The 14,867-nt window shown below is 54.6% G+C and carries 11 protein-coding genes; 6 read left to right on the plus strand and 5 right to left on the minus strand.

What is annotated here, in order from left to right; genetic code table 11:
- Nucleotides 1-8: 8 nt before the first annotated feature.
- The 5 genes from fhuD to hrpB all read right to left on the minus strand — a co-directional run bounded on the left by fhuD (nt 9) and on the right by hrpB (nt 9,314).
- The gene (fhuD, locus tag ACLD4F_RS19370) at nt 9-899 is read right to left on the minus strand and encodes a Fe(3+)-hydroxamate ABC transporter substrate-binding protein FhuD (RefSeq protein WP_001205358.1); all 891 of its coding nucleotides are present in this window, start codon (nt 897-899) and stop codon (nt 9-11) included.
- The gene (gene fhuC, locus ACLD4F_RS19375; RefSeq protein WP_001157204.1) at nt 899-1,696 is read right to left on the minus strand and encodes a Fe3+-hydroxamate ABC transporter ATP-binding protein FhuC; all 798 of its coding nucleotides are present in this window, start codon (nt 1,694-1,696) and stop codon (nt 899-901) included. The genes fhuD and fhuC overlap by 1 nt, the downstream gene beginning before the upstream one ends.
- 48 nt (nt 1,697-1,744) lie before the next feature.
- A complete protein-coding gene (fhuA, locus tag ACLD4F_RS19380) occupies nt 1,745-3,934 on the minus strand; it encodes a ferrichrome porin FhuA (protein WP_079981118.1) in 2,190 nt (729 codons plus the stop codon).
- A gap of 292 nt (nt 3,935-4,226) precedes the next feature.
- Nucleotides 4,227-6,749 (minus strand): bifunctional glycosyl transferase/transpeptidase, encoded by a 2,523-nt coding sequence (mrcB, locus tag ACLD4F_RS19385; protein ID WP_000918127.1) that lies wholly within the window; start codon nt 6,747-6,749, stop codon nt 4,227-4,229.
- A 135-nt stretch (nt 6,750-6,884) separates the two neighbouring features.
- Entirely contained in the window at nt 6,885-9,314 is a 2,430-nt protein-coding gene (hrpB, locus tag ACLD4F_RS19390) for an ATP-dependent helicase HrpB (RefSeq protein WP_172496680.1), read from the minus strand.
- A gap of 72 nt (nt 9,315-9,386) precedes the next feature.
- Between hrpB and thpR the strand changes: the two genes are divergently transcribed.
- From thpR to folK, 6 genes are all read left to right on the plus strand, one after another.
- Complete coding sequence (gene thpR / locus ACLD4F_RS19395) at nt 9,387-9,917, plus strand: RNA 2',3'-cyclic phosphodiesterase (protein WP_001748937.1); 531 nt, start codon at nt 9,387-9,389, stop codon at nt 9,915-9,917.
- A gap of 16 nt (nt 9,918-9,933) precedes the next feature.
- Complete coding sequence (gene sfsA, locus ACLD4F_RS19400; RefSeq protein WP_000899412.1) at nt 9,934-10,638, plus strand: DNA/RNA nuclease SfsA; 705 nt, start codon at nt 9,934-9,936, stop codon at nt 10,636-10,638.
- A gap of 176 nt (nt 10,639-10,814) precedes the next feature.
- Nucleotides 10,815-11,270, plus strand: a complete 456-nt coding sequence (gene dksA / locus ACLD4F_RS19405) for an RNA polymerase-binding protein DksA (protein WP_001155232.1) — start codon at nt 10,815-10,817, stop codon at nt 11,268-11,270.
- Nucleotides 11,271-11,338: 68 nt separating this feature from the next.
- On the plus strand, nt 11,339-12,235 hold the full coding sequence (gluQRS, locus tag ACLD4F_RS19410) for a tRNA glutamyl-Q(34) synthetase GluQRS (RefSeq protein WP_000132297.1): 897 nt from the start codon (nt 11,339-11,341) through the stop codon (nt 12,233-12,235).
- 161 nt (nt 12,236-12,396) lie between these two features.
- The gene (gene pcnB, locus ACLD4F_RS19415; RefSeq protein ID WP_411010989.1) at nt 12,397-13,794 is read left to right on the plus strand and encodes a polynucleotide adenylyltransferase PcnB; all 1,398 of its coding nucleotides are present in this window, start codon (nt 12,397-12,399) and stop codon (nt 13,792-13,794) included.
- Nucleotides 13,791-14,270, plus strand: a complete 480-nt coding sequence (gene folK, locus ACLD4F_RS19420) for a 2-amino-4-hydroxy-6-hydroxymethyldihydropteridine diphosphokinase (RefSeq protein WP_076726055.1) — start codon at nt 13,791-13,793, stop codon at nt 14,268-14,270. The genes pcnB and folK overlap by 4 nt, the downstream gene beginning before the upstream one ends.
- Nucleotides 14,271-14,867 lie beyond the last annotated feature (597 nt).

Below are 14,867 nucleotides of genomic sequence, written 5' to 3' on the forward strand. Positions count from 1 at the left end.
TTTTCTGCTCACGCTTTGCCTCCCAACACGTTATCCAGGATGCGGACAAAATGCATCGTGGAGAGGGTCGCGCCATAGAACCAAACGGCGGGCACCCGGTGAAAGCGCCCGGCGCGGACAAACGGCATGGCCTGCCACAGCGGCGTTGCCATCAGCGCGTTCATATCGGTGCTATTCCCGTGATCGAAGCAGATCACATCCGCTTCTTTATACATCGCCAGCCGATCGATGCTGACCGCCGTACTGCCCCAAAAGTTGGTTTCACCCTGCCAGGCATTGACAATGCCATACTCGTCCAGCACCTCCTGGAACAGGCAATTCGGGCCGAGCACCAGCATATGCCGTGGATCGATAAGCGTCGTCATCAGTAACGGACGCCCCCCGCGGCGGATAAAATGCGGCTTCTGGCTGGCGATGAAGCGATCGTATTGCGCCAGATGTTTTTCTGCCGCAGCTTCCAGATTCAGCGTCTGCGCCAGTTCAACCAGCGAGCGTCGGGCCACCGCCAGCGGCTTTTTGCCGTCGCTAAAATCGAACCCGCGCCCCGGCGCGATCCGCGCCAATTTTTCCGGCGAGGGTCCGTAACCTGCCGACCAGACCATAAACGACGGCTTCATCTCTGTCAGCAGTTCGAGATTGGGTTCAGTACGAAGACCCACATCAATCACCGAATCCGGCAACGGCGGTTCGCTAACCCACAGCTTATAATTTGGCACGTCCGCCACGCCATAAGGCGTAATACCGAGCGCCAGCAGCAGCTCAACCGGCAGCCACTCCAGCGCCACAATCCGGCGGGGATCGATAGCGGCAGCCTGCGCCGTATTCATTTGCCACAGCAGCGGCGAGAGCGCCATCGCCGTTAATAAACGGCGGCGAGTAAGAGGATATAAATCACGCATTAATACACAAAACTCACAGGTGCCGCGCCCGCTGGATGCGGAAGGATACCCATCGGGATACCGTAAATCTGCTCCAGCGTGTCACTGCGCATCAGTTCCGCAGGCGTTCCTTGCGCAATCATTTCACCGCCGCGTAGCGCGACTAAATAATCACAGTAGCGGGCCGCCATGTTGATATCGTGCAGCACCGCAACCACCGTCAGCCCGCGCTGCTGGCTTAAACGATGCACCAGCGCCAGCACGTCAACCTGATGGGCGATATCCAGCGCTGACGTCGGCTCATCCAGCAGCAGACAACGGCTGTCCTGCGCGACCAGCATGGCAATCCACGCGCGCTGGCGCTCGCCGCCGGAAAGACTGTCTACCAGACGATGCGCCAGCGGTTTTAAGCCGACCAGCGTAATCGCCTCGTCTACTTTTTCCCGGTCCGCGACGCCAAAGCGCCCCAGCGCGCCGTGCCACGGATAGCGGCCAATCGCTACCAGTTCGCGCACCGTCATTCCTTCCGCCTGCGGCAATTGTTGAGGCAGATAGGCAACTTTGCGGGCAAACGCCTTGCTGCTCCAGCTCGCCAGCGGCTGATTGTCGAGCAGAATATCCCCTTCGGAAGGCGGCTGATGGCGGCCCAGCATTTTTAACAGCGTGGATTTACCGGAACCATTATGGCCAATAAGTCCGGTGACGCGACCTGCGGGAAACGTTAACGAGAGAGGGTGTAAAAGCGTGCGGCCCGGCACACGAAAGGCGACGCTTCGCAGCGCAAAGGTGGTATCGGAATGAATGTGGTTTTCCTGCATCGCAGCCAACTTGTAAAACGGGCACGGCCAGCCGTGCCCAAAAAGAAATTAGAAACGGAAGGTTGCCGTTGCAACGACCTGACGTTCTGCGCCCCAGAAACAGCCGTAGGTCTGGAAGCAGCTGGCGACGTATTCGCGGTCGAGCAGATTATTAACGTTAACCGCAATGCTGGAGCCCGCCATACCAAAACGCGCCAGATCGTACTTGACGACCGCATCCATCACTGCTGCGCTGCCTACCTTGAAGCTATTGGCCGGATCGCCGTAACTGGAACCAATAAAACGACCGCCTGTTCCCAGCGTTAAACCTGACAACGGACCGTCGTTGAAGGTGTAATCGCCCCACAACGACGCCATGTGTTCAGGCACCTGCTCTGGCGTATTCCCTTTCAGATTAGTGTCTTTCGTGTATTCAGCATCAGTATAAGTGTAAGACGCCGTCATATTGATGTTAGCCGTCAATGCTGCTTTGGCTTCCAGCTCTACACCTCGCGCACGAATTTCGCCTGCCGGCACCTGCGCTAATGGGTTGGTTGGATCGGCGGTCAGGTTATTGGTTTTGGTCAGCTGATAAACGGCCCCCGTAACAACAACCGGCATGTCTTTCGGTACATATTTCACCCCTGCTTCATATTGCTCGCCTTTTGACGGCTTGTAAGAAACGCGTGGGGTGCTCCACAAATCGAAGGCGCTTGGCTCGAAAGATTGGCTATAGCTGAAGTAAGGTGAAATTCCATTATCGAATACGTAGTTTACGCCACCGCGCCAGGTGAACTGGTGGTCATTACGTTCAATATATCCTTCTGTCGGCGTAGTGGAATTCTGACGCACCGTTGTCGCTTGTTTAGACCAGTCATAACGGCCGCCGAGAGTAAATACCCACTTATTCCATTCCGCCTGATCCTGAACATAAAGGCCTGTTTGTTTACTTTCGTTCATCTGGTACGGCTCGGCGCCGCCGAAAGCAAAGTATTCAGGATGGTAATTGTTATAGAGATCGATTGACGGCGCGCTACCAAACGTCGCGTTAATATCATTACGCATACGCATGAAATCGACACCCGTCAGCAACGTATGATCAATATCGCCGGTCGCGAATTTACTTTCCAGTTGTGTATCTACGCTGAAATTCTGTAAACGCTCGTTGTCAACGATAGTACCGCGGTTAAGCGTATGGCCGTCCGCCGCAATCCCCGTGCCATAGACGCTTTTTTGCGCGGTTTTCATTTCGACAAAACGTAAATTCTGGCGCACGGTAAAAGTGTCGTTGAAGCCATGCTCGAAACTGTATCCCACCATTTTCTCGTTACGAGAATAGGTGTTGTTTGACGCCCCTTCATTGAAATCTGTTGGCAAGCGTTTACCATTCGGTAACGGTTCAACCGTTCCCTCTTTCGGCAGCCAGCCGTAGTAGCCGGTCTCTGGTTCGTTCTGGAAATAAGAAAGGAACGTAAAATTCGTTTTCTCATCCGGACGCCAGGTAAAAGAGGGCGCAATCGCATAGCGCTGCGACTCAGAGCTCTTTTGCTGTTCGTTTGTCGAACGCGCCAGTCCCGTCAGACGATATGAGAACTCACCGTTGTCATCCAGGGAATCACTAAAATCAAAACCGGTCTGGAACAAATTGTCCGTCCCCATTTTGAATTGAATTTCTTTCAGCGGCTCAGTAGTCGGCCGCTTGCTAACCATCGAAATGATACCGCCCGGGTTGCTCTTACCGTAGAGAACGGACGTTGGGCCACGCATCAACTCAACACGCTCAAGCATGTAGGGATCAATAACCGCATCGTTGTAGAAGTTCCCCTGCAATTTCAGGCCATCCAGATAGTTGTTCTGGCTCAGGCCGACGGAAGAGAAGCCACGGATAATCACAAAGTCATAGGTATTGGAAGCGCCGCGACTGCTTACCGTTACGCCCGGCGTGTAACCCAACGCTTCTTTTACTGACTGGAATTGATGCATCTGCATCTCTTCGTTAGTGACCACCGAAACCGACTGTGGCGTTTTTTCGATAGGTGTATCAGTTTTGGTGGTAGTGGCGGAACGCTTCGCGGCGATGGTCGGAGCCGGTCCCCAGGCACTTTCCTGCGCGGCAGGCGCTGCGGTTACGGTAATGGTTTCTTCTTTCGGTTGAACCGCCGCCTGTGCATAGACAGACATGCCGCTAACCGCTGTGGCTACTACAACTGCGATTTTACGCAGTGAGGAGTTTGGCTGAGCAGTTTTAATACGCGCCATTGGTATATCTCTGATGAAAGTGAATGATAACGTAAACGATAATTATTATTATAACCGCAGCATGATAGGCGAAATATCGTCGCAATGGCAAGCGATACGCGGCCCTACGAAAACTAAGGGGTTAAGAAATAACCAGATGAAAAGGAAGGGTTAATAAATTAGACTGAAATGTTATTTATAGGGGATTTGCCGGATGGCGACGTAAGCGTCTTATTCGGCCTACGTCGCACATAATGGAGTCGTAACGGTGTAGACCGGGTAAGCACAGCGCCACCCGGCACTATTACCGTGATTAATTGCCGCCGAACATCTCCTTAATCCAGCCGGCAACGCCGTCGCTCTTCTCTTCTTTCGGCGGCTGTTGCTGCGCAGGCTGCTGCGGCTGAGACGACTGATCGAACGGATTGCCTGACGGCTGCTGTTGCTGCTGCATCATCTCGCCCTGCTGGCACAGCGTATTTGGATCGTCCGTCCAGACCGGCAGAGTGCGCATACCGCCGCTACAGACAAAATTACCGTCGTAATCAACGCCCATATCCACCACATCTTCCGGCGGCGTCAGAACTAAAGGCGTCGGCGTCTGGTTCGCCAGATAGCGCTGGTAAATCGCCATCGCGCCGCTGGCGCCGTACAATTTCGTCGGCTGGTTGTTATCACGGCCTACCCAGGTGATAGTCACCTGGCTGCCGTCGATACCGGCAAACCAGGTATCGACATTGTTGTTTGTCGTCCCGGTTTTACCCGCCAGATGCAGACCCGGATATTTCGCGCCAAGCTGACGCCCCGTACCACGCTGGACGACCTGCTGCATTGTCCAGAGCGTCAGGTAAGCCGCCTGTGCCGGTACAGCGCGTTCAGCTTGCGGATAACTTTGGTACAGCACCTTACCATCTTCCGCAATAACCGAACGCAGCGCTGATAACGGCGCGCGATTTCCGCCGCTGGCGATAGTCTGGAACGCCTGCGCCACTTCGATCGGCGTCAGGTTCAGCGCCCCTAACAGCATCGCCGGAACCGGATTGAGCTGATCTTTCGGCACGCCGAGCTTCGTCCAGGTATCGGTTACCGCCGGTAGACCTAACGCCATCCCCAGATTGACCGTCGGTACGTTCATTGAGCGAGTTAACGCATCCACCAGCATCACTTTCCCGCTTTCGCTGTAGCGACGATCGTCGTTCTGCGGCGACCAGACCTGACCATTCGGCTGGCGCAGAGAAATCGGCGCATCGGCAATCCAGGTGTTCAGACGATATAAGTTCGGCTGACTTAACGCGGTCAGATAGGTCGCCGGTTTAGCCAGCGACCCGATGGAACGGCGCGCCTGCATGGCACGGTTATAGCCGGCATACTGCGGCTCCGCCCCGCCAACCATCGCGCGCACCTCGCCGCTAAAGCGATCCACCACCACCATCGCAGTTTCCAGATCGCTCAATTTACGCTGCTTCTTCAACGCCGGAATGCCTTCGACAACGGCTTTTTCTGCGGCATCCTGCGCCACGGAGTCAAAGGTGGTGAAGATCTTCACGCCGGAGAGATCTTTAATTTTATCCCCCAGCTTCGCCTGCAGTTCCTGACGAACCATCTGCATAAACGCTGGCTGCGGTGAAATAACGCCGCCACGCGGCTGTACGCCAAGCGGACGTGCGCTCAGCATGTCATAGAGTTCCTGATCGATGATTTTCTGCTGCTGTAACAGGCGTAACACCAGGTTACGACGCTCCAGCGCCAGTTTCGGGTTGCGCCACGGGTTATAAATCGACGCCCCTTTTACCATCCCCACCAGTAACGCCTGCTGATCGAGGCTCAGTTCCTCTACCGGACGACCAAAGTAATACAGGCTCGCCAGAGGAAAACCGCGAATTTCATTGTCCCCGCTTTGACCGAGGTAGACCTCGTTCATGTACAGCTCAAGAATACGATCTTTACTGTAACGGGCATCCATGATCAGCGCCATGTAGGCTTCATTCGCTTTACGCCAGTATGATCTTTCGCTGGAGAGGAACAGGTTCTTCACCAGCTGCTGGGTTAGCGTACTGGCCCCCTGCACCGTGCGTCCCGCCGTCAGGTTGGCCAGCACCGCACGCCCGATAGAGTAAAGACTAATGCCATCATGCTCATAGAAATGACGGTCTTCCGTCGCCAACAGCGTATCGACCAGCAGATCCGGGAAACCGCTGCGCGGGACGAATAAACGCTGCTCGCCATTTGGCGAAGAAAGCATGGTGATAAGCCGCGGATCGAGGCGGAAGAAGCCAAACTGGCGGTTGTTATCCAGATTGACGATGGTTTCCAGACGCCCGTCACTGAACGTCAGCCGCGCGCGCACCTGCCCTTCTTTGCTGTCCGGGAAGTCAAACGGACGACGGATCATCTCAATGCTATTGGCCTGCACGGTAAATTCGCCGGGACGGGTCATCTTCGTCACCAGACGATACTGCGTCGCTTCCAGCAATTTCACCATCTCGTTTTTGCTGACAGGCATGTCTGGCTCAAGGTTCACCATCCGGCCATATACCGCCGCCGGAAGCTGCCAGACCTTGCCATCAATACGGCTGCGGATTTTTTGATCCAGATAGACGCCGTAAATGGCGAACAGCACCACAAAAACGATAAACAGTTTTAGCAATAGCCACAGCCAGCCGCGCTTGCCACGAGGCTTACGCCCTTTGCCCTTACCTTTACGCGGCATCGGTTCTTCATCCTCATAGTCATCATCATAATCGTCGTCATGCTGCCGACGACGGCTCACCTTTTGTTTCACAGGACGTGACGGTTTCCCCTTACGTCCAATCGGCTCGCGGTCATTCCCCGCCATGCTTTTTCTCCGCAACATACAGGCGCAAAGGCCCGATTCTCTATTCTTCAGCCAGACGACAGAAGAAGAAATCTCTCAATTATTACCGCTCTTTCGCCGGATGCGGCATAACGCCTTATCCGGCCTACAGTTACATTACGAATACTTCTTCGTGCGCCGCGTTGGGGCGGTATTCGCCGGATCGTCCGGCCAGACATGTTTGGGGTAACGGCCCTTCATCTCTTTTTGCACTTCGCGATACGCCCCCTGCCAGAAAGCGCTTAAATCGCGCGTAATCTGTAGCGGTCGCTGCGCTGGCGAAAGCAGTTCCAGCACCAGCGGCACGCGGCCCTGAGCGATGGTTGGGGTCTTCGCTTCGCCAAACATTTCCTGCATTCTGACCGCCAGTGCGGGCGGGTTATCTTCATGATAACGAATCGTTATTCGGCTTCCCGTCGGCACAGTGTAATGCCCAGGCAGTTCACTATCCAGACGTTGCAGCATGGCATAGTCAAGCAGTCCCCGTAACGCCTGAGTCACATTCAGAGATTTCAGACTCCGTAACGACTGTACGCCTGTCATGTGCGGCAGCAACCAGTTTTCCAGAGTCGCCAGCAGCGACGCCTCATCCACGGCAGGCCAGTCATATTCCGGCAACCATTTCGCCGCACAGTGTAGACGCAGACGGAACTGCTCCGCTTCCGGCGTCCAGTTAAGGACGGCCAGACCTCTATCGCGGATGCCGTTCAGCATCGCCTGATGAAGCTCCTCTTCAGACGGTTTCGCCAGTGGCTGAACGCTAACCGTCAACTGTCCAATACGCATTCTGCGCCACGCTTTCAACGTTCCCTGCGCTTCGTCCCATTCAACCGTGTCAGACTGGCGCAGTAAATCAGGACACGCCTGAATCAGCGAGGCAATATCCAGCGGCTGCGCCAACAATATTCGGGCGTCCGGCGAGGCGCTACCTTGCAGCAACAGCGGCGCGATCAGCCATTCATGACGTCCCAACGCGTCATCCGCATCTAACATCGCGCCCATACCATTGGCTAACTGATAGCGCCCTTCCTGACCACGACGCCGCGCGATGCGGTCGCTAAACGCTCTGGCCAACAGCGGCATAATAAGCGCGCTATCCGGCTCGCCATTACGCACCTGCAGCCGTTTTAAAAGCTGCTGGCTACGCTGCTGCCAGCCCGGCTGTCGCCGCGAAAATAGCACGCTTAAATCCGTACCGCCGCCGCGCGGCGGGTCCTCAAGGATGGCCGCGAGCATGGCGGCGGTGGCGGCGCTATCGCCCTCGTCGGCGTTGACTAACATCGCCGCCAGGCGCGGATCGTTACCCATTGCCGCCATTTTCCGGCCCCGCGCGCTTAACCGCTCGCCCTCCAGCGCGCCTAACATCAATAATAAACGGCGGGCGGCCTGAAGATTCACCTCCGGCGGCCTGTCCAGCCAGAAAAGCGATGCCGGATCGTGACATCCCCACTGCAACACCTCCATCAACAAACCGGAAAGGTCACTGTGTAAGATTTCCGGATCGCTTTGCGCCGCCGCCCGCTCCGCCTGTTCTTTGGCCAGCAGATGTAAACAGATACCCGGCGCCAGTCGTCCGGCGCGCCCCGCGCGCTGCGTCATTGACGCCTGACTGATACGCTGCGTAACCAGCCGCGTCAGTCCCGTTCGCGCGTCGAATCGCGCCACGCGCTCCTGAGCGCTATCGACGACCAGACGAATCCCTTCAATCGTCAAACTGGTTTCGGCAATGTTAGTCGCCAACACCACTTTACGCATCCCGGCGGGGGCGGGAACAATCGCTTTGCGTTGCGCCTCCAAAGACAATGCGCCATACAGCGGACAAAGCAGGACATCGCTCCCTACCCGCGACGCCAGATGTTCATGAACGCGCTGTATTTCGCCTACGCCGGGTAAGAATAGCAGCAGCGAACCGTTTTCATTGCGCAGCAGTTCCGCTGTCGCCATCGCGACGGCTTCATCAAAACGCAAATGCGCCGCGAGCGGCTGATAACGTCGCTCCACCGGGAACGCGCGCCCTTCCGAGACGATCGTCGGCGCATCAGGCAGTCGCTGACAGAGCCTGTCGTTATCCAGCGTCGCTGACATGATTAACAGCCTGAGATCGTCACGGAGCCCTTGCTGGATATCCAGCAACAGCGCCAACGCTAAATCCGCCTGTAAACTGCGCTCATGAAATTCATCCAGTATCACCAGCCCCACGCCGCGTAATTCGGGATCGAGCTGAATCATTCTGGTCAATACGCCTTCGGTCACCACTTCCAGCCGGGTACGCGGCCCCACGCAGCTTTGCGCGCGCATCCGGTAACCTACCGTTTCGCCAGGCTTTTCATTCAACGCTTCCGCCAGACGCTGCGCGACATTACGCGCCGCCAGACGACGCGGTTCAAGCAGAAGGATTTTTCCAGCAACCGGCCCCTGTTGCAGGAGTTGCAACGGCAGCCAGGTGGATTTCCCCGCCCCGGTAGGCGCGGACAACAAAACCTGCGGCGCGGTTTTTAGGGCTGTCAACAATTCAGGCAATACGGCGGCAACGGGCAATGACGTCACAAACGGCTCCACGGGGTTAACTTTCTTTGCGCCGCATTGTAGCATCGTGTTAATCCATAACCGAGTATCCCTATGTCTGAGCCAAAACGGCTGTTTTTTGCTATTGACTTACCCGACGACGCGCGCGCGCAAATTATCGCCTGGCGCGCCGCCCATTTTGCGTCTGAAGACGGACGCCCCGTGGCAGCGGCGAACCTACACCTGACGCTGGCCTTTTTAGGCGACGTCAGTAGCGATAAGCAGCGCGCGCTTGCGCAACTGGCCGGACGAATTCGCCAGCCGGGCTTTACGCTACATCTGGATGACGCCGGTCAGTGGCTGCGTTCGCGCGTGGTGTGGCTGGGGATGCGCCAGCCGCCGCGCGGGTTGTTGCAGTTGGCTAATATGCTGCGCGCGCAGGCCGCCCGCAGCGGTTGTTACCAAAGCCCGCAGCCTTTTCACCCGCATATTACGCTGCTGCGCGATGCCAGCCATACGGTGGCTATCCCGCCGCCGGGCTTTTGCTGGTCATTTCCGGTCACGTCGTTTGCGCTTTACGCCTCTTCGTATGGGCAAGGCCGTACCCGCTATGCCGAGCTGCAGCGCTGGACGCTGAGCGAATAATAATGAAGGAATGTCGATGCTATTCTCACCCCCTTTACAACGCGCTACATTGATTCAGCGCTATAAACGTTTTTTAGCCGATGTGATCACCCCTGACGGTACGACGCTTACGCTGCACTGTCCTAATACCGGCGCGATGACCGGCTGCGCCACGCCAGGCGATACCGTCTGGTATTCGACATCAGAAAATACTAAACGCAAATATCCGCATACCTGGGAATTAACTGAAACGCAATCCGGCGCATTCATTTGCGTGAATACGCTGCGGGCGAACCAGCTAACGAAAGAAGCGATTCAGGAGAATCGCCTGCCGGCGCTGGCGGGGTACAATATTCTGAAAAGTGAAGTCAAATATGGCGCCGAGCGCAGCCGTATAGATTTTATGTTACAGGCAGATTTCCGCCCGGACTGCTATATTGAAGTGAAATCGGTCACGTTAGCGGAAAAAGAAAACGGTTATTTTCCCGACGCCATCACCGAACGAGGGCAAAAACATCTTCGGGAGTTGATGGGCGTTGCGGCGGCAGGTCATCGCGCGGTGGTGGTGTTCGCGGTGCTGCACTCCGCCATTACACGTTTTTCACCCGCACGTCATATCGATATAAAATACGCGCAGCTATTGAGCGAGGCTCAGAATAAAGGCGTGGAAGTTTTAGCTTATAAAGCAGAACTTTCAGCCCAAAAAATGGAACTGAACGAACCAGTACCCATAACGTTGTAGTGGAATAACAGCCTGATTATTAAGTATTCTGGCCGCGTGCGTAAATACGCTTTTCCTCACAGGGTTGTCAAGTGTTACGTTTAGATAATTGCTATCCGGAAAAGCATCTGCTATTTATAGCGACCTGATTTTCCCCCGAACATGGGGATCGATAGTGCGTGTTAAGGAGAAGCAACATGCAAGAAGGGCAAAACCGTAAAACATCGTCCCTGAGTATTCTCGCCATCGCTGGGGTGGAGCCGTACCAGGAGAAACCGGGCGAAGAGTATATGAACGAAGCCCAGCTATCGCACTTCAAGCGTATTCTTGAAGCATGGCGTAATCAACTCCGGGATGAAGTCGATCGCACTGTGACGCACATGCAGGACGAAGCCGCCAACTTCCCCGATCCGGTCGATCGCGCCGCGCAGGAAGAGGAGTTTAGCCTGGAGTTACGTAATCGTGACCGTGAGCGCAAACTGATCAAAAAGATCGAGAAGACGCTGAAGAAAGTGGAAGATGAAGACTTCGGTTATTGCGAGTCCTGCGGGGTGGAAATTGGTATCCGCCGCCTGGAAGCGCGTCCAACAGCCGATCTGTGCATCGACTGCAAAACGCTGGCTGAAATTCGCGAAAAACAGATGGCGGGTTAATCCCGTTCGTTTCTACCCTATTTATGACAGGCGGGAGTTTTCCCGCCTTATTCTTTATTGCCCGCAGCATGACTGACTCACACTATATTGGCCGTTTCGCGCCATCGCCATCCGGCGAACTGCATTTCGGCTCGTTAATCGCCGCCCTCGGCAGCTATCTACAAGCCCGTGCGCAACGCGGAATTTGGCGCGTTCGCATAGAGGATATCGACCCCCCACGTGAAGTTCCCGGTGCCGCAGCGACCATTCTGCGCCAGCTGGAACATTACGGCCTGCACTGGGATGGCGAGGTCTTATGGCAATCACAGCGTCATGAGGCTTATCGCGAGGCGCTGGCCTGGCTTCACGAGCAGGGACTGAGCTACTACTGCACTTGCCCCCGCTCGCGCATTCAACGTCTGGGCGGTATTTACGACGGCCATTGCCGGACGTTATACCACGGGCCGGAGAATGCCGCCGTCAGAATTAAACAGCAGCATCCGGTGATGCGTTTCCATGATGCCTTGCGCGGCGACATCCAGGCTGACCCACAGCTGGCGAGCGAAGATTTTATTATCCACCGCCGCGACGGACTGTTTGCTTATAATCTGGCCGTGGTGGTCGACGATCATTTTCAGGGGGTGACGGAGATCGTCCGCGGCGCAGATTTAATCGAACCCACTGTCCGACAACTTTCTCTGTATAAACAGTTTGGCTGGCGTGCGCCTGGTTACGTGCACCTTCCGCTGGCGCTCAACGAACAAGGCGCTAAACTTTCCAAGCAAAATCATGCCCCTGCGCTTGCGACAGGCGATCCGCGCCCGGTACTGGTCCAGGCATTGCGCTTTTTAGGCCAACGCGACGTCGTAGCGTGGCAGGAGATGTCTGTTGAGGAGTTGCTGCGCTTTGCGGTGACGCACTGGAGGCTTACAGCCGTACCCACATCGGCTAATGTAAATCCGGCATTCTCAAATGCGTCTCGCTGAGCTATGATTAGCCGCTATTTTTGCTCATCGTCTTTCGCATTGCTGCGGCGTTAATGATGCTTACAGCCCAGGTCGCGTTGCTCTCTTACGCCCGTCTGCCGTAATGCGAAAGACATAGAGTAAGTTGATCTTATTAATGTATGACACTACCGAGGTGCGCTATTTTTACCCGAGTCGCTAATTTTTGCCGTAAGGTGTTAAGCCGCGAGGAGAGCGAGGCAGAACAAGCCGTCGCCCGTCCACATATGACGATTATCCCGCGTGAACAGCACGCTATCTCCCGCAAAGATATCAGTGAAAATGCCCTCAAGGTACTGTACAGGCTGAACAAAGCGGGCTATGAAGCCTACCTGGTCGGCGGCGGCGTCCGCGATCTCCTGCTCGGCAAAAAGCCGAAGGATTTCGACGTGACCACCAACGCAACACCAGATCAGGTACGGAAATTATTCCGCAATTGCCGTCTGGTGGGGCGTCGTTTCCGCCTGGCTCACGTGATGTTTGGCCCGGAAATTATCGAAGTGGCAACGTTTCGTGGTCATCATGAAGGCAGTGAAAGCGACCGTACGACCTCCCAGCGTGGGCAAAACGGTATGCTGCTGCGCGATAATATCTTCGGCTCTATCGAAGAAGATGCCCAGCGCCGCGATTTCACCATCAACAGCCTTTACTACAGCGTAGCGGATTTTACCGTGCGCGATTACGTCGGCGGAATGCAGGATCTGCAAGAAGGCGTGATTCGCCTGATCGGCAATCCGGAAACGCGCTACCGCGAAGATCCGGTTCGAATGCTGCGCGCCGTGCGTTTCGCTGCGAAGCTCAATATGCGTATCAGCCCTGAAACGGCTGAGCCAATCCCGCGTCTGGCTACCTTGCTAAACGACATTCCTCCCGCGCGCCTGTTCGAAGAGTCGCTGAAGCTGTTGCAGGCGGGGAACGGTTTTGAAACCTATCAACAACTGCGGGAATACAACCTCTTCCAGCCGTTGTTTCCTACCATTACGCGTTATTTCACCGAAAACGGCGACAGCGCAATGGAACGCATCATTGCGCAGGTGTTGAAGAATACGGATAACCGCATCCGTAACGAGATGCGCGTTAATCCGGCATTTTTGTTTACCGCCATGTTCTGGTATCCGCTGCTGGAGATGGCGCAAAAAATCGCTCAGGAGAGCGGTCTGGCCTATTACGACGCTTTCGCGCTGGCCATGAATGACGTGCTGGATGAAGCCTGCCGTTCACTGGCGATCCCGAAACGTCTGACCACGCTTACCCGTGATATTTGGCAGCTTCAGTTACGCATGTCGCGACGTCAGGGCAAACGCGCCTGGAAACTGATGGAACATCCCAAATTCCGCGCCGCGTTTGATTTGCTGGAGCTGCGCGCTCAGGTGGAAAATAATACTGAGCTGCAACGTCTGGCGCAGTGGTGGGCCGAGTTTCAGGCTTCCGCGCCGCCGGAACAAAAAGGGATGCTCAACGAGCTGGACGACGATCCTGCTCCACGCCGCCGCCGTTCACGTCCGCGCAAACGCGCGCCGCGTCGCGAGGGAAGTGCATGACTGTCGTTTATATCGCCATTGGCAGCAACCTCGCCTCCCCTTTGGTGCAGGTTAATGCTGCCGTGAAAGCGATTGGTGAAATCCCTGACAGCCGAATCGTGGCCGTCTCCTCGTTTTACCGTACACCGCCATTAGGCCCACAGGATCAACCCGATTACCTGAACGCCGCCGTCGCGCTGGAAACCACCCTTGCGCCGGAAGAATTACTCAATCACACCCAACGCATTGAGTTACAGCAGGGTCGGGTGCGCAAAGCCGAACGCTGGGGGCCACGAACGCTGGACCTCGACATTATGCTGTTTGGCGATGAAGTGATTAACACCGAACGTCTGACCGTACCGCACTACGACATGAAAAACCGTGGTTTTATGCTGTGGCCACTCGCTGAAATCGCGCCGGATCTCCTCTTCCCTGGTAAGACTCCGCTTTGTCGCTACCTCGCCCAGCACCACCCTCAACGCCCGGCACTCTGGTAATAGCGCTGATTTCCGGAACACTGTGTGAAGAGGCGCGGCACGATTGATGCCCGTATAACCATTCAACGTTAACCACGCAGCTAAAACATGGCCATAACCATTTGATACAACATTTAATATTATATTTTTCCACAAACGCACAAAACGTTAATATTTTAAATCACTAATTAACATTGCCCTTGTTATTTTTTTTACAATAATATTGTATTTTTTCTAATCAATAAAAAAACATCAATCACAGTGATATAAAAGATAAACCATATCCAAACATTCTTTTTTTTCTCTACATAAAAACCGTCACAGAATCAATACGTCCAATACAAACATCAACAAGATAAATGCTATAAATGCAAATATCTCCATCTTCTCAACAATCTACGCTAAAAATCTTACAGAAATAATAATCAGTTGAAAAAACCAACCTCCAATAAATATGAAATTCAAATATCATTTACATTAAAAATAACAACACCAAAACAAATAGATTTTATGAATTTTACATTTCATGCTGATGTTTGCTTTAATCCACTCGCAATAATTTATTCACCAGTTATTTTTAAAGACATTAAGTTCTAATAAGGACATTACGAAATGAAT

This window comes from Salmonella sp. 741265050_HSA, assembly GCF_046569445.1.
In the GTDB taxonomy this organism is placed as follows: Bacteria; Pseudomonadota; Gammaproteobacteria; order Enterobacterales; family Enterobacteriaceae; genus Salmonella; species Salmonella enterica.